Origin of the sequence: Marinobacter sp. LV10R510-11A (genome assembly GCF_900215155.1) — a bacterium.
In the GTDB taxonomy this organism is placed as follows: domain Bacteria; phylum Pseudomonadota; class Gammaproteobacteria; order Pseudomonadales; family Oleiphilaceae; genus Marinobacter.
This window is the reverse complement of sequence record NZ_LT907980.1, coordinates 200,139-219,301: the sequence shown is the minus strand read 5'-3', so window position 1 is coordinate 219,301 and position 19,163 is coordinate 200,139. Positions and strand designations below refer to the sequence as shown.

The following is a 19,163-nucleotide window of genomic DNA, read 5'->3' as shown; positions in this document are numbered from 1 at the left end:
CCTCAGGCTATTATTGCTGGGCTTCACGGGTGCTAGGTGCAATCACATTAAGCTCTCGGCTACCTATGGCTTGGTTTGGCACTGGGCCAATTTGCTTCCCAATCACCTCACCATTACGAGCTAATAAATAGGCAGCGTCTTTTTTATAGTAAAACCAATACTGCTCGATCCCACCCCAAATTCCAAGGTCTGTGCCGGTTCTATAGACATGTTCACGAACCATACACTGCGCACGACCCAATTGTTGGTCGAGCGCCATACGCCAAAACCCCTTTGCAAAATGCAAATAACGCTGGTGTTCGCAGGCTGCCAGCGCAAAAAGCGGCTGACTTTTACGTTTGAAGCCGGTATCTACCCAGAGGTAAGGCTTAAAGGCCGTCTTCTCTTCTGCAAGGCGCTTTTTCAGCCGGATGATACGCTGGTTCGTCAACGCCATGTCCATGCCGACAACCGTGCACATGGCTCTCAAAAAGCCTTCGCTACTAAACTTAAAATCAAAGCCTCCATCGCTCAGCCCAAAATCTGGGCAGTCCATTACACCCTGCAGGCGTTCTAGGTTTGCCGAGGTTGGCTTTTGATAGCCCACAGCTTTAAGGAGTTCTTCTCGGGGTATGGCGGCCACACGAACCACCAAATCGGTTTTGAAGTTATCGATCATTGCCAATCCTCCCTGAGTAGCTTGAAAGCAAGGGTCAGCCTACTGACATCGAAGTGCGCGCCGTCAAAAAACCATTTCGAGACTTCTTCGACCAATGCTTGGTCGAGACTCAATCCCTCGGCTAGCCTCTCTGTCACCGTTTGGGCAACGCGGTCGTACTCATCGAAGCAATCGTTCTCTCGGCAGCAGGTGTTCATGGGATCGGCTTCGAATAGAGCTTTGGAGATTTGCTTAGGCGTGAAGTTTGCGTTCATAAGACCCTCCTGTTTGATATGATCATTATGCAACGCGGATGTGACGGCTTATGTCGCACATTACGCGCTATCGCTTAGTTCACTGCACAAAGCCAATTGGTTGGCCAATAACACCATCGGTCTGCTGGCTCTGTTCGGCTTTTAGTGCTTCCAATAGCCGTTCTGTACGCGGCTTGAAACCTCGTAAGCGAAGGCCCTGAACCGCTCCTCGCACCAGGCCCGGTGTCAGGTACACAAATTGCGCGAGTTGATCAGGTCGCAACGCTCGGGCTTTGTCCTTGTCCATCACGCAGGCTTCGATAAGCTCCTTCAGTTGGTCGGTACTGAGGTATCCGAGCTTCACCTTCAGGTGGAAGCGGCGCAGGATGGCTTTGTCCAGGCTGTCGAAGCGGTTGGTGGTCGCCAGGAGAACACCTTCAAACCGTTCCAGGCGAATCATGAACTCATTGACTGCGCTCACTTCCCAACTGCTCTGAGCCATACCCCGGCTGTAGAGGAACGTGTCGGCCTCATCGAGCAGCAAGACAGCACCGGTTCTCTCCGCTTTGTCGAACATAGCGGCGATATTCTTCTCGGTCTCACCAATGAACTTGTCCAAAAGGTCACTTCCGGACTGGAGCATAAAGGGCTTTTCCAGACGCTTGGCCAGCTCCTGAGCATAGGCGGTTTTACCGGCGCCGGGCGGGCCATACAGGCACACTTTAGCGGCCCCTTCCTTGCGAACCAGGCGTTCCACGTTTTTCAGAGTCGGCTTGGTGTTAATCCATTCCTGCCGGAATTCGGGGAAGTCCTGTGTTTGTTTTCGTTTCAATAACTGTGCTGGCTTGCGCTCTCCCATGGCAGACAGGCGCTGGTGCATCAGGGTTTCCAGACGCTGCTGGTTACGGATGATCTGTCTTGCGGGCAGGTACTGCGCGACTTCTAACAGGTTTTTGGCCAGTGCCGGGGTCATCCAGGATGTGCGGGCCGCTTCTGTTATCCAGGCTTGGCTAACGGGCAGAGCCGACAGATCACGTTCAAGCTTTTCGGCCTGTTGATCCGTTCCAGACCCCTCCACTTCAAAAATGAAATCAAAGCGGCGCAAGAAGGCCGAGTCCACCGCGCTGATGTTGTTGCTGATCCAGATCGCAGGGGCTTGGTTTTCTTCCAGTAATTGGTTGAACCAGCCTTTTGCAAGATCATCCGCTTTACGGAAGGCGTCTTCCATTTCATCGAACAGCAATATTGCACCCAAGCGATCTTCCAGAAACATCTGAGCCAGCTTGGCCGCGTCCAGTCGAATACGGCCGGTCATAGCACCGGAGCGACCGTCTTTGGTTGGTACTTCGTATAGAGGAGCCGACAGCTTTTCGGCCATGGCCCGGGCCAGCTGGGTTTTGCCAGTGCCTGGCTTGCCGTAAAGCAGGATGTTCTTGCCTCTGGCCTTGGTGGCGAGCGCATTCTGCAAATAGTCGAGCATCAACTGTAGTTCCGGCACGCCCTGAAACTCGCTGATCTGGTGTTGAGCTTCCGGCCCAGGCGGACAAACATGGCGAAACAACATCTGCTCAATGTCACTTTCGCTTTGGCCTTTCTCACCGTCAGAAGTAGCCAGTACCAGCTGGCCAAGCAACGGGCCGGCTTCCACCAAATCCCAGATATCACTGCCGCGATTGGGAGTTTCAAACAGCCGAATCTGGCGCAGCATGGAATCGTCCTCCAGCGCACGGGCAACTGTGCGGGAGGATTCACGCATAGCCCTGGCCAGTGCATTCACGGAATTGTTGAGCTCACTTATTTCGAGCTCCCGAAGCACCGACTGAGCCTGCGGGTGTTTGAGCAGCAACATCGCATAAACCAACAGCTTGGTCTCCACCAGGTTGGGTTTTAAGAGCTTCACCAAGCTTGCCAGTAGCGGCTCGAAGGAAAGTTTCGGCTTGCCTTTGAGCGAGAATGTCAGCGCCTTTTCCCGCTTGCGTATGATGTTCAGATGCGCTCGTGTGCCCAGGGTATCAGCGTCTTCCGGCGGTTTAATACCGAGAAACGCCAAGCTTTCTTCAGCGTTAAACAAGCTCAGGGTGTTCTCGTATGCGGGGGTGAGGTAAAGCCTGCAGAGATAGATCTGAAGCAGCCTCAGATCATCTTTGGACGCGGTCGTGTCTTGTTCCAGTTCGCGGGCTTCATTAATGAGTTCGTTCCACAGCAGCATAGGCAGGCCTCCAGAATCGTTAGGAGTATTGTACGATCCGTATGCGACAGAAAATGTCGCTACCCTCCTATATCATCTGAATTATCGAACGCTTTTGGCGCAAAGAACGTTTATTGTCTATCACGGTAATCAAACCCGACGACGGAGCTATGGAAAGGTGGTCACGAAAAAGGCAATGCATCCAAAAAGCCAGGTGGTTTTCGATCTCAGCGCCATCCTCAACTACCCCATTCAATTGGTTGTTCACAGTTGGCATTCCGCCCGGCCGCTTCGTTGGTTCAGCAGGAATGACGACGGCATCGTGGCCGAGGGTCGTTTTCTGGAGGCGCCAGGGCTGCCCTTGTTTACGCTGGAAGATGACAGGGGAGCGCGGGTTTCAGACGGCATACCCGAAGGCATATTGGTTATTGCCAGGTTAATGCCTGCGATGGATTTCGAGCTCGCACAGGCCTGTGCGGTATCAGAGGCTGCCTGGGAGTTAGCTGAAAACTCCCCGCTGCTGTTCATCCTTCTGGTGGATTACGCACGCAGGCAAGCGCTCTGTGTTGAAGAGTTCGAGCAATTGTTAGCCCTGAAGCGCACCGTCATTCTTGATAAGGTCGGCCTGCCAGCCAGCAAATCTTTGGTTCGTTTGATTAATCGGATTGAACTCTCCCCGCTGCTTCCTTGGGAGCTTGAAGATGTTGTCAAATCGCTGAGTCAGCCTGAGTTTCTGTCGCTGCTCAGGCACCATCCGAGCGTGCACCTGAATCACCTGCGCTTTCTGCTCCGTCAACGGCAGCCTCTTTGGCCGGGCATGCTGTATCTGGTCGATAAGCACTCTTCAGCTTTGGACATCACATGGCTATGCCGAATGATTCGGGACACGCTGAATATGGCGGCAGGCAATAGGCAGATGCTGGAGCGGGTGAGCTCACGGCAGGCGCTGCAAGAACTCCACGACCTTTTGGTCGGAAGGTTTAACAGCATGGGATCCGATGCCAAACGCGCCGCCCATGCTGAGGCGCTGGTGCAGGAACATGGAAACTTCCCGGCTCCACCCTTCCCTATCATTGACGGCATTGAGCCTCTGGCGTCGTGGCTAGAGTTGTTGGAAGAAGGCTCTTCTATGCGTCACTGCGTGGGTAGCTACGATACGTTCGTCGCGCTGGGTGAGGTGTTTATTTACCGCATGATGCAGCCAGAGCGCTTGACCATTTCACTGGAGTACCGCAATAACCGCTGGATTGTTGGCGAAGTGCGGGGGAGCCGTAATGCTAATCCCTCGCCTGGGGCACTGGATATTATTCGACGTTGGGTCGAGCGTTGATAGTGAGGTTTTTCGTTTAATAACAGGCAAGGTTTTTCATGGCTTTTAGATTTCGCAGAACAGTGTCGATTTTCCCTGGGTTTCGCCTCAACCTCGGCAAGCGCGGGGTGAGCGTTTCGGCGGGAATGCGCGGCGCCAATGTCACTTTAGGGCGCAATGGGCTTTACGGTAATGCGGGCATTCCAGGCACCGGTTTCTCTTATCGTGAAAAACTTTCAAAGCCAAATACTGCGGCTGGCAGAGCCGGAAGCCGAAACGCCCGGTCGACGAAGCCGGCGCCGGCGCTGCCACCAATTGCCGAAAAGATTGCTCAGGTGCAGCTGAATACGAAAACCGGTGACATCACCATTCTGGATGCCAACGGTGATGATCTTGGCGATGAGGCCATTGAGGTAGCTAAAACCTACGCTCGGGAAGATCTAGAAAATACGCTACAGCAGCATGTGGATAACCATAACCGGATGATGGCACAGATCAGTGATATTCATCTGGGTACACCACCGCCCCATACTTTCCCCACGTTTGTGCCCACGCCATTTGAGATCACCGAGCCCAAACCGCCAGGGTTACGAAAACCGGATTGGCTGGCGTACTTGTGCCCTGCCCGGCGCAGAGCTTTTTCCGATTCCAATGAACAGAAACGTAACCAGTATCGGCAACTGCGCGAGCAATGGGAAAACGAGAAGCGCTCCTTTGAGCAGGTCGAGTCTGAACGTGAAAACCTCTACAGGAACGCGCGGCTTGGGGATGTCGCAGCAATGGAGTCTGTGCTGGACGATCACATGCAGGATATTGACTGGCCCCAGGATACCGAACTCTCGTTCGAGCTGTCCGACGACGGCAAAGCACTGATGCTGGATGTGGATTTACCGGAAATTGAAGACTTTCCCACGACCGAGCTGCGCACGTACAAACGAGGTGTTGGCGTTTCTGTTAACGAGCTTTCAGATACGGCCTCTCGTAAGCTCTACATGGCCCATGTTCACGGTATGGGTGTTCGGCTAATGGGTGAGTGCTTTTCTTGTGCGCCTTCAGTTGAGCGGGTGATTTTGTCGGCATTCACTCAGGTATCTAACGCCGCTACCGGCGGAGTTGAGGACAAGTATCTCTATAGCGTGAAGGTAAGCCGTGAAGCCTGGGGCCGGATCCATTTTGGTAATCTGGAAGCGGTGGACCCGGTGGAAGTACTCGCTGCGTTTGACCTGCGACGGGATATGACCAAGACCGGCATTTTCAGGGCTGTTGAGCCTTGGTAGCCGGGTTAGAGGAATCCAAAAAATCCGATATGCTGACAAGCGGCATTCAGCTCTCCTAGATGTGGTCCTACCAATCTCAGATAATATGCCAAGTTTCTCACGTTACTGAATTGACCCAAGGGGAAAATCACACCAGAATACTGTACATATAAGGCTATGTTGGTATCTGCTGTTGTTTTATTCCTATCGCAGAACGAAGCCATGCCTCTTCTGATGAATCTCCGTTTTCAAAAAGCCGCCGCCAAGCTAGGTAGTTAGGCAAATATGCTGTACCCACGCCACGGAAGCGCGCAATCCAACCCTTCAGTCGGCTGATATAAGCGTTGACGTTCTGAATGTGGTATTCCTTGCCAATCACTCGCTGATGATCGAGTGTGATCAGTCGATGATGCGCGATGTCATGCTCGGCAGAGAAGGTTTTATACCAGCTGTGCCCGTCCGAACACAAAATCGAATCATGGTCTATGATCGGCTCCAGAAATGCGTGGACAGCTGATTTACTGAGCGTCGGACCTACCAGATCACTGATATGGCCGTTGCGATCACGAGCAATAACTACTTGAACCTTATCCGCTTTCTTCTTTTTGCTGCCTTGCCCACCGCGCTTCCGTGTCATCCGATGCGTGAGGCGACGCTTTCCCTTACAAGATTCAAGAAACCACGTTTCATCGACTTCAATGATCCCCGATAAGGCGTTGGCATTGGTTTTGGCGGCAGAGGCTAAAAACCGGTGCCGCCAGCGAAATGCGGTTTTTAGATCGATGCCCAAGCGCTTCGCCGTGATGCGTAGCGTTAAGCTATCCAGCATGCAGCCTAGATACGCAAACCACTTATCACGGTGATGCAGTTTGGCTAGGGGCGTACCGGTGAGGGTGTTAAATGTTTTGAGGCACACTGGATTGTGGCATCGATATCGCTGTAAGCCACCAGAACGACCCCATTTGACTGGGTGCTCATTGCCGCAGTGAGGGCATAAAGGATGAGGTCTAGCCGTTTCGATTAGGGTGTCAGCCTGAGCGTTAATTTGCCCAAGAAGTTGATTGGCGAAGTATTTTTTGAGCTCAACAGGGAGGCGGGACAGTAACTGTTCAATGGCGTTGATGTCTGTTCGCTTCATGACGTACTCCAGGGAAAACTGGATATACAGTATTTTATACAGTATTTTATACAGTAATGTATAAATACGCCAACAGCAGATACCAACATAGCCACATATAAACAGTATTTAAGGTGAAGTATGCCCTGCACATTTCTTGGTGACTACCAATCTTTCTCCCGTTTGGGTATTCCTCTTTTTTTGGAGCGCGTGTCGGCTGGTTTCCCATCTCCGGCTGAAGATTACGTCGAGAAGACCCTCGACCTGAACGAACTGTGCATCCAGCATCCAGCATCCGGCAGCCACCTTCTTTGTGCGGGTTCAGGGAGAGTCCATGATCGAAGCGGGAATTTTTCCAGACGATGTGCTGGTAGTTGACCGGTCGTTACGAGCCACACACGGCGACATCATCATCGCCAGCCTGGAATCAGAGATGACGGTGAAGCAGTTACACCTGACACCTCCTCCTGTTCGACTGCTGCCCAGAAATCCCCTCTACCATCCCATTACCATTGAAGGCGACATGACGATGGAGGTGTTTGGTGTAGTCACTAACGTGGTTCGATCACTCAAGCGCGGAGGTAAGTCATGATCAGTCACAGCCCGGCTTCCTTCGTCACGGTACGACGTGGGTTTTATCAGAAACAGGCTAAGGCGGGATGAAACAACCAGTCTTTGCATTGGTCGATTGCAACAACTTCTATGCTTCCTGCGAGAAGCTGTTTCGGCCCGATTTGCGGCATACACCGGTCGTCGTACTGTCCAACAACGACGGTTGTGTCGTTGCACGCTCGAAGGAATCCAAAGACCTGGGTATCAAAATGGGTGTACCAGTACACCACATCAAACAGGAGATTCGACAGCATGGAATTCAGCTGTTTTCCTCCAACTACACTCTCTATGGCGACTTGAGCCATCGGGTGATGATAACGCTGGAAGCGCTGGCACCCAGAGTGGATGTGTATTCGATTGATGAGGCTTTCCTGGATGTCACCGGTATTGACCGGTTGGTGTCCCTTGAGGACTTTGGCAGGCAGATAAAACACACCGTGTACCGGAACGTGGGCCTTCCAGTGTGTGTTGGCATTGCACCCACCAGAACTCTGGCGAAGCTCGCCAATTACGCCGCCAAGAAATACCCAGCAACCAAGGGTGTCGTAGACCTCACTGATCCAGCGAGACAAAGAAGGCTTTTGGCCCGAGTGCCCGTGGAAGAAGTTTGGGGCGTAGGCCGCAAGATCTCAGCGAAGCTTCATGCCATGGACATTGTCACGGCTTTACAATTGGCCGACACCGATTTCGGTACCTTACGAAAACGCTTCTCTGTTGTGCTAGAACGTACTGCCCGGGAATTAAACGGTGTGCCCTGTCTGCCGTGGGACGATGCACCGTCACCTAAAAAACAGATTATGTGCTCCCGCTCCTTTGGTCAGCCCATCCAGTCTCTGGCGAATCTGGAAGAGGCCGTGGCACACTTTGCAGTAAGAACCACCCAAAAGCTTCGGAGCGGTCATCAATACGCCGGCGAGCTGATGGTGTTTATTAGAACGAACCCCTTCAAGACTACTGCACCACAATACTCAAGAAGTGCGAGTGTTCGTTTGATCAATGCGTCCCAGGACTCCAGAGTGATCGTGCAGCAGGCTCTCAGGCTTCTTCGGCCTATGTATCATGAAGGGTACGAGTATGCGAAAGCTGGGGTAATGCTGAGTGAATTAGTGGATGAAACGGGGTTGCAGGACGACCTGTTTGAGTCAGTGGCAACCAATACACCGGACAGTGCCAGATCAGAACGCCTGATGACAGTGATGGATGAGATCAACCGGAAATCCCAGGCAACGGTCTACATGGCTAGAGAAGCGGGACCTGCGGTTTATGCAATGCGAAGGGGACATTTATCGCCGGCCTACACCACCGCCTGGTCCGAGCTGCCTACAGTCCGCTGATCTACACTCTATGGATGCGCTGAGTGTTTCTCACAGCCGGCAAGTATCAGAATGATTTGAGTGTTTGATTGAGAGGATTCTATGTGCGGCCGATACAACGTTACAGACTCACCTGAAATCAGAATACTGATGGAACAACTGGGCCTGCCTAGCATAACACCCAGGTTCCAGCACAACGTGCCACCCGGAGGCACTGGTGAGTTCGTGATTCAAGCGGCCGATGACCGGTATCTGCTTCCAGGTATTTGGTCTTTGCTGATTGAACCCAGACCTGAAGGCCACAGTTACCGACCCAATCCGAAATTTCACACCTTCAATGCCCGAAGTGATCGACTGACCAGCAGCGCGCTCTGGAAGAAAATATATCCCTCAAAACGTTGCATCGTACCGGTAAGTGCCTTCCATGAATGGCAAGGCAAGCAGGTCTACAATATTCATCCGCAGAATGAAGCTACAGCCCTGGCAGGCCTCTGGCAGTCGTGGCACTTTGGGGATGAGCAAGTAAATTCTTTCACCGTAATCACGCTTCCACCGCATCCTAGGTTCAGCCACATCCATGCCAAAAGTATCCCGCTGATGCTAAGGCCTGATGATTTTGATCTTTGGCTGGATCCCGATTTCCATCAAATGGATGCGTTTCAGAGTCTGATGCAGACGCATATTCCCGCGCCATTGGTGTGTGAGCCAGTGCACGGCCCGAAGGATTTGAAACTGACAGGGAAAGCGGAACTGCTGCCTGGAGATTAGGGTGGGAAGGCGCTTGTCTCGAGCGCTGGGTAGTTGTAAACACGAATATATGAGCAAACTACTTTTCAAACATTATGCTTATTATAAGCAGCTAGAAGCACTCTCAAAAAAGGTGGTGCTGCACCTATTACTTGAACTCAGGAGTCCGGAATAGAAACAATCTGTGGGATCAATATCCAACACTGCTAATCTGAAAACTGTAACAGAACAATGGGCTCCTTGGTTTCGTTACGTAATGCAGAAAGGTAATCTGATCCAGCTATGCCTCTTCGCCCAAGCTCTTCTATAAGCACCGGTTTGCAAAACGCTGAATCAGTGATATCTCGCAAGCCGGCTACAAGGTGACTAGCACCCACAGTGATGTTCTCTGCCGTCTCTCTAGCTTTTTCACGAAGATCAATACTTCTCAAACGCTTTTTTTGCTTCAGGTCAAACGGTGTTATGTCATCGAACAAATTACAATAAGATTCAGAAATCGAAGTGGCAGCATGATGGGCAGAATCGTATTCTTCAGCCACGATATACGCTTCAACCCTCGCATTGTCACTCATCAACATTGCCCGAGTGAGCTGAGTAAATAAATATTCATCAAACGCCGGTAGTTGAAGCTGATACTCCAACTGACCTCGCATTATAGAACTGATCTCTGTAAGTCTGGAGCCTGCAGACATAAGTTCAGATTTTGGTTTAGATTGCCTTCTTACTGACTCAATATGTTCTAAAACCCCACGAAGGGTGTAAAAATCTCTGCGCAACTGATGTTCGTACAATTCGACAAAGCGTTGATCAATTTTACTAGAAACCCTTTCAATCGAAGATTGAATGTTCTTGAGCTTCTTATTGACCACTGCAAAGCCAACAACACTAACACCGACACCGGTTAGCGCAACGCCTAGATTGGCATATTGCAAGACTTGTAAACCTTCAACCATCCTTTTTAACTGGCCTAACTGCACATTAGCGGCAAGCGACGAAACAGCTTCGAGGGGTGAAAAGGGAGAAGACGCCAACGAGCTGAATATTTGCTGCCCCAGCCCAGTTTCTTGCACGTGTGCCACAATTTTCCCGGTCTGGGTATTTTTTATAATTGAGCCAAATCTCGTCAAGCTTCTATCAGCAATGCCTGGCATTAAAAATTCTGGAATTTTGAAGGTAAACTCATTAAGCACTCTTCAATTCCTCCATATAAGCGGCTGCCGCTGTTCTTATTTTTTCTTGAAGACTAATCGTTAGTGAAGATTTCGTACCATGAGTTGCCAATACAGCTGACCGAAGTCCAGCTTCTACTGATCCCTTGAAGTCCTGAATAGCCTTCTCTCTGTGTCTCGCTAACTTGGTGCCGCCGAATACAGCCATTGTCCCTAGAACAGCTGCACCTCCCAATATAGCAGGCCAGCTGATCACAGTTACACCAAGCAGGCCAAGCCCCCACCCAGCAGACACCGTTGAGAAAGCTTGAACCACAGGTATGCCCAATACCGCCGCACCAGCACTCCCCGAAGCAATGCTCAGATTTACGACATTTTTACCTGATGTGTCCGATGCAATCCAATATTCAAGATTCGAGTTGTAGTCAAGAATGTGCCTATCTATCGACTTCAGATCCTTATGAGCCAGATCCATGATATTCTGAGACGCTCTTACGACCCAGGACTTATAGATTGGCTGAATATTTTTCTCTGCGTATTTTCCAGCTGACAGTGTTTCTTTAAAAGAGATCTGATCAATCTGGGCATTGAGTAGCGCTAACAGACACGAAAGCTCACGATCCAGCACTACAGGAATCTGTTCCATCCACTTGTCACGCCAATCTAGAACCTGACGGCGCAAGATCGCAACCTCAACATTTTGCATCATTCTCCTCACGATGCTCTGCTTAATAAATATGGGCTATATGCCTGACTATGAAGACAAACATATCCAACTGTCAGGTTTCATTAACTTTTTATAGCCTGATCATAATGCTTGATCCGCTTTAAAATGCCAAGATTTTACCCGCTGTAAAACGCATGATGTTCCCGTCTATTCGACGGCTAAAAACCATCAACAACCGATTTTCGGACAAATATAGCGTTTCAACAAACTTGGGTTCTGCCTCGCTTCCATGGTGTCGAACCCATTCATGGTTGACCGCTAGAACAATGGCTTGCTCAAAGCTCTATGCAACCATTGCGCAGTACGACGAAATGGCCAAAGCTTCCTCAGCTACCTGGCCTGCTCTCAGCAGTCTTATGGCTCCGGGATTAGAGACGCCCGCTGTGCTGAGGCAAATGGCGTCATTGAGTGCTCGCAGAGTTACCACAACCCGCCCAGTTGGTGATTTCGCCTAAATTCATATCAGATTGAGAGGTATGCGAGTTGTTATAACACGCTCAGGTTTTCCTGACGCGCTCCAGCCCCTCGGCTAAAACCGCTTCAATCTCATCTCGCAGCCACCCAGGCTCTAAAATGTCACAGTGAATTGCCTGTGCCGTCAACCACCAGCGCAGATCCTGGGTATCGTCTACAGTTACCGAGATTTCAAAGGTGTCGTTATCAATCTCAGTAGTGAGCTGATCAAAACCCAAGGGTGACTCGATCAGATGGTTCAAAACGGGCTTGTCACAGCGAAGCCTCAGAAATACTGGCTCGTTTGATTTGAGAATTCCCATGGCACCCGAATGGATATAGAGGTCCAAGTCAAAGTCTTCCGGGCGCTCTACCGGCTGTTCGACCAACTCCCCGGTTGTTGCTCGGTGCAATACCAGCTGGCGTACGCCTTCCCTGCCCTCAATGGTTCCGATTAGATACACATTCGGATCCCGGAAGACCAGACCCAAAGGGTGAACGATAATATCCTCAGGTTCCGACCAGTTGCGTGCCTGGTATGTCAGTTTGCATTGGTACTCACGCAACAGAGCTTCGGTCACAGTTTCCAAAACATCCGCATCTATGGCTGGGCGACTCCCGCTTAACCCTCGGTTGATAACACGCACGCGGTTCGGCCATTGCCCCAGAGGGTTACTCTCTCGCGACAAGGTACGGTGCGCTTCTTTAAAGTGAGGTTGGAGATGCGACAAAGCCCTGGGCGGTAGCATGGGTGTGAGGTAGGCCTTGGCCAGCTCAAAGGTCAGTGCCGCTGGTAGATCCAGAGCCGGGATGATGTCCATGGTGGCATCCCGGTCGAATGACCAACGGAAAGGTCTCGCGCGCTCGTCCACCAGAAGTGGGAAATCCGCACTCAGCTTTTCCAAGTCCCGCTGAATCGACCGCATCGTGACCGAGAAGTCCTGCTCGTCCAGACGCTGTGCCAGCTCAGTTGTGGTAATGGTCTTAGGAAAGCGAGGCACCATTCGTAGCATGGTGAGATAACGGACAGCGGTGCTCGACATCACAGGATTCCTTGTCTGGCTCGAAGACGGGACGCTCGACTTTTGATCGCAAGACTAACCCACCTACCGCAACGGCTTCCAGTGACATGTACGCTCCGGCGACAATTATGTAGAAACCAGGCCAAACGCCGCGAATTTCACGAGCCCTATTGCCTTCACTAACGAAGGTGGTTGACGGGATCATTTAGGACAACTGAAATTTTGTAAAGACCAAGCGGGTGGGGGTCACCTGCTTTACATAAAATACTGTCTGCATATGGCTATGTTGGTTTTCGTTGTTGGTGCGGCTCAATAATACTGTATATACTACTGTATAAACAGTCCTTCGGTGGAGAGCACCATGAAGCGAGCCAACATTACTGCTATTGAGAAAACCTTAGCCAACCTTCCCGTTGACCTCAAAAAATATCTTGCTGATCAGCTTCTTGGGCAAATCAATGCTCAGGCTCATGCATTGCTCGAAACGGCCACCTCGCACCGCTCCTGCCCTCATTGCAGCAGTCAATATTTCGTAAAATGGGGCTATTCTGCCGGCCTGCAGCGCTACCGCTGCCAGAACCCGGTCTGCCACAAGACTTTCAATGCTGTTTCACGAACACCACTGGCTAGGTTGCGCCACCGTGATAAGTGGTTTGATTATCTACGGTGTATGCGAGACAGCCTGACCCTTCGGGTGTCGGCGGCCAGGGTAGGTATTGATTTGAAGACGGCTTTTCGGTGGCGCCATCGTTTTTTGCTCGCCAGCGCCCATGCAAACGCAAATGACCTTTCCGGCATTATTGAAGTGGATGAGACCTTCTTTGCTGAGTCCTGCAAAGGTAAGCGTAAGCTCACGCATCGCAGTCCCAGAAAGCGTGGTGGGCAGAGTAATCGGAAGTATAAAGCGGACAAAATTCCGGTACTTATTGCAAGAGATCGCAACGGTCATATTAGCGACCTAGTAGATCCGGCGTTGAACAAATCGACGGTTCATGAGTTTCTGACGCCGATCATTAATTGTGATTCGATTTTGTGTTCAGACGGCCACAGTTGGTATAAAACCTTCTCGAAAGACCATGGTATTGCGCATCATCGACTGATCACGCTCGACAATCAAAGGGTGATCGGCAAGGAATACCACATCCAAAACGTAAATAGTTATATCAGTCGATTGAAGGGCTGGATGGCTCGCTTTCATGGGGTGGGGACTGCTTATTTGCCGAGCTACTTAGCTTGGCGACGGCTGTTTGAAAGTGAACAACCTTCTGAAGAGGCTTGGCTGCGCACTGCGATAAGTGCAAACCAACAACGAAAACCAACATAGCCCTGCATATACAGTGTACTGAATGACGGCAGTGACCGGGTCAAATCAAGAGGCGACTCGGGAAACGATCATTCACTCTAAACTAAGAACCTGTATCGCGGGGCGAGCTCTATGAACAGCATCATTTTGATGTTTGGTGGCGGTTTGGTTGGCGGCATGATGGGGCCCATTCCTGCACTTATTGGCGCCATAGCCGGCTTCCTTATCGGGCGGCATGTTCCCGAAGCATTTCCAAGGACTCTTCCATGCGTTCAAACCGATGACTGCCGCCCGGGAATGCATGAATAGAGTAATAGTCGCCAAGAACACCGGCGGTAATTGAGGTAGGCAAGAATGGGCGAAAGAGGTGTGGCACGTCGTTGGCCCACACCTCTTGCCTGTGGAGTTTTGTTTTGACTTTGGCCATCACAAGTCAACGGGCTTCCAGCGAAGGCAACCAGTAGGCATTTCTTCCCAAACGGGCAAAACCTTGGGGTTCGCGGCGCTTGAATGCCTTTCTCTGGTTATCGGCCATAGCGCTTTGTCCGTCCGCATCGCGAACATAACGCGCCAGCGTCATGGCAGCCGGCATTCCGTAGCGGGCCCCTGGTGACGCACTGGTCCAAATGTGACGAAGCGTGATGGCTGCCTGCGGATCCACCTTGTCGAGGTATGCGAGGCCAAAGGCGCAAACTTCCAAGGTAAGATCATCGTGTGCGCAGAGGCGAGCAGCGGCGGTCGGTCGACCTTTAACATCGCAGGTAAAGGTTTTGCCAATGTCGTGAAGGAGCCCCGCGACAAAGCCGACTTCTTGCAACGCCCTGGGCATGTCTGGCTCATTAATTCGGATCATGTTCAATACGCCTTTGGCGACTTCCAGCGAATGCACCAACAAGCCACCTGGATCGTTGTGGTGGTAGCATTTACTTGCCGGTGCTTTCAGAAAAATCTCCAGCCGATCCCGGCGCTCCAGCACTCGCTTGATAAAGACCTGCAGGTGTTCGGACTCCAGTGCTCGCACGCTCTCAATCAACTGATCTAAGTGTTCCGGTTGTGGGCAGAAGGTTCGCGGCAATGTTTGCAGGGCTGGCAACCGGGCTACTTCGGTTCTAAGAGGCCGGCGAATGTCCGTCAGCAGAATCGCGCTTTCCTCAACCCCAATACAGACGTGTCCTTTCACCACGACCAGTTCCATATGGCTCAGTCGCTCGGGAATGGCCATCGCATTGATAGCCGCAAGCACCACAACATCGTCAGTACAGCTGCTCAGGCGTAGTTTTGAGTACGGGAAGCCATCGTCATCGAAGCACGTGACTCGTCCAGTCAGACGATAGGTGCCAGTGAAGGTCTTCTTCTGAATCGGGCGTAGATCATTCAGTTTCATTGTCCATCTCCCCATTGGTGGCGCGACCTTGCAGCAAGCGCTCGAATGCCGAACCGTCCATGCGAGTGACGTTCGGGATATAGCGTGAATACACTTTGAACAGCATTTCGGTAGATGAGTGGCCTAAAACCCTGGCAACCCATTCTGGGTTTTCGCCGGAAGCCAGCAGTAACGTGGCTGCGGTGTGGCGAGTCTGATACGGCCGCCTTTTCGTCAACTTCAAGACTTCTAGGAGCGGGTACCAAACCCGCTTGGTCACGTTGTTGTGATCCAGTGGTTTAGCCTCGTTATTACAGAACACAAACTTGCTCAGTTTGCCTGTTGCCTCGTATTGAGTTTTTAGCGCGTTGTAGACTGGGCCAAACATGGGAACCTCACGTTGGGAGCCATCTGTTTTGGTGTACTCAGTCTCACCGTTGATCAGTGTTTCCCGTACGAGAATTTCTTGCCTGGCAAAATCCACGTGCTCCCACTTCAAACCGTCAATTTCGCCGGTACGCATGCCGGTGTAGAACCGCAACAGATAATAGATGCGGTAGTCTTCTCGGACGTACTTACAGATGCGTTCCACCTCCGCCAGCGAGAACGGCTCGATATGAACTTTCTGTTGCTTCAGTGGTTTGATATTCCGGTAGGGGTTATCAAACTCAAACCGCTCTGCCGCTTCGGTCAGGATCATTCGCAGAATGGTCAAATGGCTGTTAATGGTCTTGGGAGCCATCAGACCACTGGCTCCCCTACCCTTGCGCTTGGCCATTTTGGTGCGGGCGGCTAGGATGTCTGCCTTTGTGACGTCCCCTACGCGCTTGCCCTTAAAGGACGGTTTCAAGGAGCTTGAAAGAATCGACTCCACGTTGCGCGTATGGGAGTTGCGCCATTGGACTTTGGACTCCGCAAACCATTGATCAGCAAAATCTACGAAGAGTGGAGTCTGATTCTCCCCTGCGTCTTCAGCCGCTCTGGTATCTCCAAACCTAAGTTTTTTAAGATTACCGCTATCCGGAAACTGCTCTGCATAGTCGAAGTTCCCCAACAGAATTTTTGCCTCAATTTTCTGAAGCAACGCTTCAACCCTCTTACGATTTGCAGATGTATCTGGCAAAGCAGTTTGCTCGCGACAGCGAACGCCCTGACACATGAAGTCTAAATAAAGCCTGCCGGTCTCTTTGCGGGTTCTTACCTTACCCATGGCAAACCACCCCACTGGCCATCGGAATAGCCAAGGCTTCATGAGCACGAGCCCCTGTCAACATTTCTTTCTCAACCTCTTCCCAGAGAAAAAGGATTTTCCGGCGGCCAAACGGCTTGATGTAGTGACGTCCCTCCAGCAGTACGGTGTCTTTCAGGCATTGGCGAATCGTGCGACTGTCGTACTTAATACGACCAGCTAGTTCTTCGGTCGTCAGATAGGTATAGGAGTTATCCATCGAAACATTCCTTCTGTTGCGCTATCCTAAATAGCGAAAAGACATTCCTCGTATCAGAATGCCACTCTAAAATACATTTTAGACAACAAAAGTACATTTGCAAGCGTTTTTTGTCATTCTGGATAACATTTTTATATTAAGGGTAGCTTTTAATGATCCGTTGCCACCTAGCTCGACTGATGGGCGAGCGCAAAATGAAGATCGTGGATGTAGCAAAAGAGACGGGATTGAACCGGAATACGGTGACTCTGCTATACAAAGAAACAGCACAGCGCATCGATCTGGATGCGCTCGATAAACTCTGCAAACTTTTTGAGTGCGAAGTCGGCGAGCTTCTGGAATTTCGACAAGATGACTAACTGGCTGGATTAGCCAATTTGGACAAGGCGCAAGCGAAGGGAAAAGAGAAAATGAGCGGGGTTACGAAACGTACTTTGAGCTCGATGACGCTTGTGCCACAAAGTGACTTACGGTCGTTTCGACCGGTACATCAAATTATACTGCTAGAGCGTTTGGCACATATGTGTCACATATACGTCACAGAGCTTTTTTGACGCCCCAAACGCAAAAAAGGCAGACCAGTAAGTAACTGATCTGCCTTTCTTTTATATGGTAGCGGGGGCAGGATTCGAACCTACGACCTTCGGGTTATGAGCCCGACGAGCTACCAGACTGCTCCACCCCGCATCAAACTGGTTGGTGTCTCTCGATCACCGTGGCGCGCATACTACGGCGCCGAACCGAGCCTGTCAAAGACTATTACGGCTTTCTCGAAATTTATCGCTCCAGAATAGCCGTTACGCCCTGGCCGCCCGCAGCACAGATGGAAATAAGCCCTCGGCCGCTGCCTTTTTCTTCCAGCAACTTGGCCAGCGTGGCCAGAATGCGCCCGCCGGTCGCGGCAAACGGGTGACCTGTCGCAAGGCTGCTGCCCTTTACGTTCAGCTTAGCGCGATCGATGCTGCCTAGCGGCTTGTCCAAGCCCAGCTTGTCTTTGCAGAATGCAGGATCTTCCCAGGCTTTGAGCGTTGAAAGAACCTGAGAAGCAAACGCCTCGTGAATTTCATAGAAATCGAAATCCTGTAACGTAATTCCGGCTTTCTCAATAAGCTGAGGCACAGCGTAAGCTGGCGCCATTAACAGCCCTTCTTTCTTTTCAACGAAATCCACAGCTGCGACTTCTGAGAACGTAAGCCAAGCTTTCACTTCAAGGTTATTGGCCTTTGCCCACTCTTCGCTAGCCAGCAGCACGCAAGAGGCGCCGTCCGTCAGTGCGGTGCTGTTAGCGGCTGTCATGGTGCCATTCTCACCACCGAAAACAGGCTTCAAGCTAGCCAACTTCTCAAGCGTTGTGCTTGGGCGCAGTATGTTGTCTCTATCAAGGCCGGCAAGCGGCGTGATCAAGTCGTCAAAGAAGCCCTCTTCATAGGCTTTCATCAGCTTCTGGTGGCTTTCCCACGCCAGCAGGTCCTGCTCGTCTCGGGGGATAGACCATTCACTCGCAGTCACCTGCGCGTGCTCGCCCATGGACATGCCAGTGCGAGGCTCGCCGTTCTGCGGCAGCTCGGGCTTCAGGTCGCTCGGACGAAAACGGGTTAGAATTTTTAGTCGCTCACCGGTGGTTTTGGCCCGATTCAGATCCAACAAAATTTCCCGCAGGCCTTCACCCACTCCGATTGGTGCATCGGATGTGGTGTCTGCACCACCCGCAATCCCGCATTCAATCTGCCCCAAGGCGATCTTGTTGGCCACCAGAATGGCCGCTTCCAAGCCAGTACCGCATGCCTGCTGAATATCGTACGCCGGCGTTTCCGGTGCAAGGCCACAGCTCATCGCCGCTTCGCGGGTAAGGTTAAAGTCTCTGGAGTGCTTAATCACAGCACCGGCAACCACTTCACCAAGACGCTTACCCTGAAGATCATAACGGTCTACCAACCCACGCAAGGCCGATGTCAGCAATTCCTGATTATTGATCTTGCTATAGGCTGTATTGGAGCGTGCAAAGGGAATACGGTTGCCACCAATAATGGCAACGCGGCGAACGCCACTGGTGCCCTTCTCTACCGCTTTCGGGGCTGCAGATTTCCTCTGATGAGTCTTCTGATGAGTCTTCTGGTTGGTCTTCTGAGCCTGTGCCATGATGCTATCCTTTCTTTAGCAGTTTTCTGGAGATGAGGGCAGTCTAGCGCCAACTACCAATGTCTCATTGGCATGCCTGACAAAGCCTTACATGCATTGAGTCAAT

Annotated in this window: 18 protein-coding genes, 1 tRNA gene and 1 pseudogene; 7 read left to right on the top strand and 13 right to left on the bottom strand. The window is 51.4% G+C overall.

Annotated features, from left to right (window positions below; translation table 11 throughout):
* Nucleotides 1–10: 10 nt before the first annotated feature.
* The 3 genes from CPH80_RS01250 to CPH80_RS01240 form a co-directional block, all read right to left on the bottom strand.
* Nucleotides 11–658: a hypothetical protein gene (locus tag CPH80_RS01250; RefSeq protein WP_096275247.1), complete on the bottom strand. Its 648-nt coding sequence runs from the start codon at nucleotides 656–658 to the stop codon at nucleotides 11–13.
* Complete coding sequence (locus CPH80_RS01245) at nucleotides 655–912, bottom strand: hypothetical protein (RefSeq protein WP_096275246.1); 258 nt, start codon at nucleotides 910–912, stop codon at nucleotides 655–657. The genes CPH80_RS01250 and CPH80_RS01245 overlap by 4 nt, the downstream gene beginning before the upstream one ends.
* Nucleotides 913–991: 79 nt before the next feature.
* Complete coding sequence (locus CPH80_RS01240) at nucleotides 992–3,100, bottom strand: AAA family ATPase (protein ID WP_096275245.1); 2,109 nt, start codon at nucleotides 3,098–3,100, stop codon at nucleotides 992–994.
* 175 nt (nucleotides 3,101–3,275) lie between these two features.
* On the opposite strand from CPH80_RS01240, the gene CPH80_RS01235 reads away from it, so the two are divergent.
* Nucleotides 3,276–4,409: a PcfJ domain-containing protein gene (locus CPH80_RS01235; RefSeq protein WP_157746834.1), complete on the top strand. Its 1,134-nt coding sequence runs from the start codon at nucleotides 3,276–3,278 to the stop codon at nucleotides 4,407–4,409.
* 38 nt (nucleotides 4,410–4,447) lie between these two features.
* Nucleotides 4,448–5,665: a DUF4236 domain-containing protein gene (locus CPH80_RS01230; protein ID WP_096275243.1), complete on the top strand. Its 1,218-nt coding sequence runs from the start codon at nucleotides 4,448–4,450 to the stop codon at nucleotides 5,663–5,665.
* A 154-nt stretch (nucleotides 5,666–5,819) separates the two neighbouring features.
* Here CPH80_RS01230 and CPH80_RS01225 read toward each other — a convergent pair whose 3' ends face one another.
* A complete protein-coding gene (locus CPH80_RS01225) occupies nucleotides 5,820–6,782 on the bottom strand; it encodes an IS1595 family transposase (protein WP_096275242.1) in 963 nt (320 codons plus the stop codon).
* A 120-nt stretch (nucleotides 6,783–6,902) separates the two neighbouring features.
* Here CPH80_RS01225 and umuD point away from each other — a divergent pair.
* From umuD to CPH80_RS01210, 3 genes and pseudogenes are all read left to right on the top strand, one after another.
* A pseudogene (gene umuD, locus CPH80_RS01220) lies at nucleotides 6,903–7,353 on the top strand (translesion error-prone DNA polymerase V autoproteolytic subunit).
* Nucleotides 7,354–7,420: 67 nt separating this feature from the next.
* Complete coding sequence (gene umuC, locus CPH80_RS01215) at nucleotides 7,421–8,707, top strand: translesion error-prone DNA polymerase V subunit UmuC (protein ID WP_096275241.1); 1,287 nt, start codon at nucleotides 7,421–7,423, stop codon at nucleotides 8,705–8,707.
* Between the two features lie 81 nt (nucleotides 8,708–8,788).
* Nucleotides 8,789–9,454, top strand: a complete 666-nt coding sequence (locus CPH80_RS01210) for an SOS response-associated peptidase (protein WP_096275240.1) — start codon at nucleotides 8,789–8,791, stop codon at nucleotides 9,452–9,454.
* A gap of 185 nt (nucleotides 9,455–9,639) precedes the next feature.
* Here the strand turns inward: CPH80_RS01210 and CPH80_RS01205 are convergent, their stop codons facing one another.
* From CPH80_RS01205 to CPH80_RS01195, 3 genes are all read right to left on the bottom strand, one after another.
* Nucleotides 9,640–10,623: a hypothetical protein gene (locus CPH80_RS01205; protein ID WP_096275239.1), complete on the bottom strand. Its 984-nt coding sequence runs from the start codon at nucleotides 10,621–10,623 to the stop codon at nucleotides 9,640–9,642.
* Complete coding sequence (locus CPH80_RS01200; protein WP_172898575.1) at nucleotides 10,616–11,311, bottom strand: hypothetical protein; 696 nt, start codon at nucleotides 11,309–11,311, stop codon at nucleotides 10,616–10,618. The genes CPH80_RS01205 and CPH80_RS01200 overlap by 8 nt, the downstream gene beginning before the upstream one ends.
* Before the next feature lie 515 nt (nucleotides 11,312–11,826).
* Nucleotides 11,827–12,825, bottom strand: a complete 999-nt coding sequence (locus CPH80_RS01195; RefSeq protein ID WP_096275237.1) for a helix-turn-helix transcriptional regulator — start codon at nucleotides 12,823–12,825, stop codon at nucleotides 11,827–11,829.
* 340 nt (nucleotides 12,826–13,165) lie between these two features.
* On the opposite strand from CPH80_RS01195, the gene CPH80_RS01190 reads away from it, so the two are divergent.
* Nucleotides 13,166–14,128, top strand: coding sequence for an IS1595 family transposase (locus CPH80_RS01190; protein WP_096275236.1), 963 nt, complete (start codon nucleotides 13,166–13,168; stop codon nucleotides 14,126–14,128).
* Nucleotides 14,129–14,330: 202 nt separating this feature from the next.
* On the opposite strand, the gene CPH80_RS01185 is transcribed toward CPH80_RS01190, so the two are convergent.
* From CPH80_RS01185 to CPH80_RS01170, 4 genes are read right to left on the bottom strand one after another with little or no spacing between them, the layout of a single operon-like run.
* A complete protein-coding gene (locus CPH80_RS01185; RefSeq protein WP_096275235.1) occupies nucleotides 14,331–14,534 on the bottom strand; it encodes a hypothetical protein in 204 nt (67 codons plus the stop codon).
* A gap of 6 nt (nucleotides 14,535–14,540) precedes the next feature.
* Nucleotides 14,541–15,491, bottom strand: coding sequence for a TraI domain-containing protein (locus CPH80_RS01180; RefSeq protein ID WP_096275234.1), 951 nt, complete (start codon nucleotides 15,489–15,491; stop codon nucleotides 14,541–14,543).
* Entirely contained in the window at nucleotides 15,478–16,680 is a 1,203-nt protein-coding gene (locus tag CPH80_RS01175; RefSeq protein ID WP_096275233.1) for an Arm DNA-binding domain-containing protein, read from the bottom strand. The genes CPH80_RS01180 and CPH80_RS01175 overlap by 14 nt, the downstream gene beginning before the upstream one ends.
* Nucleotides 16,673–16,918, bottom strand: a complete 246-nt coding sequence (locus tag CPH80_RS01170; RefSeq protein ID WP_096275232.1) for a hypothetical protein — start codon at nucleotides 16,916–16,918, stop codon at nucleotides 16,673–16,675. The genes CPH80_RS01175 and CPH80_RS01170 overlap by 8 nt, the downstream gene beginning before the upstream one ends.
* A gap of 152 nt (nucleotides 16,919–17,070) precedes the next feature.
* On the opposite strand from CPH80_RS01170, the gene CPH80_RS01165 reads away from it, so the two are divergent.
* Complete coding sequence (locus CPH80_RS01165; protein ID WP_096275231.1) at nucleotides 17,071–17,277, top strand: helix-turn-helix domain-containing protein; 207 nt, start codon at nucleotides 17,071–17,073, stop codon at nucleotides 17,275–17,277.
* A 251-nt stretch (nucleotides 17,278–17,528) separates the two neighbouring features.
* Here the strand turns inward: CPH80_RS01165 and CPH80_RS01160 are convergent.
* Together CPH80_RS01160 and CPH80_RS01155 are read right to left on the bottom strand one after the other, a co-directional pair.
* Nucleotides 17,529–17,605 (bottom strand) — tRNA-Met (locus CPH80_RS01160).
* A 90-nt stretch (nucleotides 17,606–17,695) separates the two neighbouring features.
* Nucleotides 17,696–19,057, bottom strand: a complete 1,362-nt coding sequence (locus CPH80_RS01155) for an acetyl-CoA C-acetyltransferase (RefSeq protein WP_096275230.1) — start codon at nucleotides 19,055–19,057, stop codon at nucleotides 17,696–17,698.
* Nucleotides 19,058–19,163: the final 106 nt, after the last annotated feature.

What these genes read in the sequence shown, in the direction of transcription:
- CPH80_RS01250 (WP_096275247.1), bottom strand. Translation starts at nt 658, where the DNA reads ATGATCGATAACTTCAAAACCGATTTGGTGGTTCGTGTGGCCGCCATA.
- CPH80_RS01245 (WP_096275246.1), bottom strand. Translation starts at nt 912, where the DNA reads ATGAACGCAAACTTCACGCCTAAGCAAATCTCCAAAGCTCTATTCGAA.
- CPH80_RS01240 (WP_096275245.1), bottom strand. Translation starts at nt 3,100, where the DNA reads ATGCTGCTGTGGAACGAACTCATTAATGAAGCCCGCGAACTGGAACAA.
- CPH80_RS01235 (WP_157746834.1), top strand. Translation starts at nt 3,276, where the DNA reads ATGCATCCAAAAAGCCAGGTGGTTTTCGATCTCAGCGCCATCCTCAAC.
- CPH80_RS01230 (WP_096275243.1), top strand. Translation starts at nt 4,448, where the DNA reads ATGGCTTTTAGATTTCGCAGAACAGTGTCGATTTTCCCTGGGTTTCGC.
- CPH80_RS01225 (WP_096275242.1), bottom strand. Translation starts at nt 6,782, where the DNA reads ATGAAGCGAACAGACATCAACGCCATTGAACAGTTACTGTCCCGCCTC.
- umuC (WP_096275241.1), top strand. Translation starts at nt 7,421, where the DNA reads ATGAAACAACCAGTCTTTGCATTGGTCGATTGCAACAACTTCTATGCT.
- CPH80_RS01210 (WP_096275240.1), top strand. Translation starts at nt 8,789, where the DNA reads ATGTGCGGCCGATACAACGTTACAGACTCACCTGAAATCAGAATACTG.
- CPH80_RS01200 (WP_172898575.1), bottom strand. Translation starts at nt 11,311, where the DNA reads ATGATGCAAAATGTTGAGGTTGCGATCTTGCGCCGTCAGGTTCTAGAT.
- CPH80_RS01195 (WP_096275237.1), bottom strand. Translation starts at nt 12,825, where the DNA reads ATGTCGAGCACCGCTGTCCGTTATCTCACCATGCTACGAATGGTGCCT.
- CPH80_RS01190 (WP_096275236.1), top strand. Translation starts at nt 13,166, where the DNA reads ATGAAGCGAGCCAACATTACTGCTATTGAGAAAACCTTAGCCAACCTT.
- CPH80_RS01185 (WP_096275235.1), bottom strand. Translation starts at nt 14,534, where the DNA reads ATGGCCAAAGTCAAAACAAAACTCCACAGGCAAGAGGTGTGGGCCAAC.
- CPH80_RS01180 (WP_096275234.1), bottom strand. Translation starts at nt 15,491, where the DNA reads ATGAAACTGAATGATCTACGCCCGATTCAGAAGAAGACCTTCACTGGC.
- CPH80_RS01175 (WP_096275233.1), bottom strand. Translation starts at nt 16,680, where the DNA reads ATGGGTAAGGTAAGAACCCGCAAAGAGACCGGCAGGCTTTATTTAGAC.
- CPH80_RS01170 (WP_096275232.1), bottom strand. Translation starts at nt 16,918, where the DNA reads ATGGATAACTCCTATACCTATCTGACGACCGAAGAACTAGCTGGTCGT.
- CPH80_RS01165 (WP_096275231.1), top strand. Translation starts at nt 17,071, where the DNA reads ATGATCCGTTGCCACCTAGCTCGACTGATGGGCGAGCGCAAAATGAAG.
- CPH80_RS01155 (WP_096275230.1), bottom strand. Translation starts at nt 19,057, where the DNA reads ATGGCACAGGCTCAGAAGACCAACCAGAAGACTCATCAGAAGACTCAT.